Source organism: Aeromonas sp. LsrichE-8G, assembly GCF_022869435.1.
Taxonomy (GTDB): Bacteria; Pseudomonadota; Gammaproteobacteria; order Enterobacterales; family Aeromonadaceae; genus Aeromonas; species Aeromonas caviae.
Window position 1 is genome coordinate 1 of record NZ_JALIHH010000288.1, and the last position, 443, is coordinate 443.

The 443-nt window shown below is 59.1% G+C and carries 1 pseudogene; it reads right to left on the reverse strand.

Going from position 1 to position 443, the window contains the following annotated elements:
• Positions 1–443 (reverse strand): annotated as a pseudogene (locus MUW49_RS21510) (IS21 family transposase); the annotation flags it as partial.

Sequence of the window (443 nt, forward strand, 5' to 3'; positions counted from 1 at the left end):
CCGATGTCGGCAGCCCACTGCTTAAGACGCCCTGGCGTCCAGCGTTGCTGCTTGCTGTGACGTTCCGGCATGTGCTCAGGGAGTGTGCTCATCCCCGGGATGGTTTTACGCGGATGGCTCGCGACCAGCTGTTGCTGGTGATAGACCTGAAGCAGGGTATCGCCCGCATGGAGCTCCAGTTGCTGACCCACATACTGGTGCGGCACCGAGTAATGGTGCTGCTCATAGCTGACGTGATAGTCGATGTTGACCTTGACCGTTTTGATGGCGACATAGCGATAGGGATGCACCGGTAGTGACCCCAGTGCCGGGCGGTCCAACTGCTCAAACGCCTCGCGTCGGTTACCGGGCAGCTGCTTGAACGGGCGCTCGTTGAGCTCATTCAACAAAGCCCGGATGCACTGGTTTAGCTCGGCAAGCGAGAAGAAGGTCTGATGGCGTAG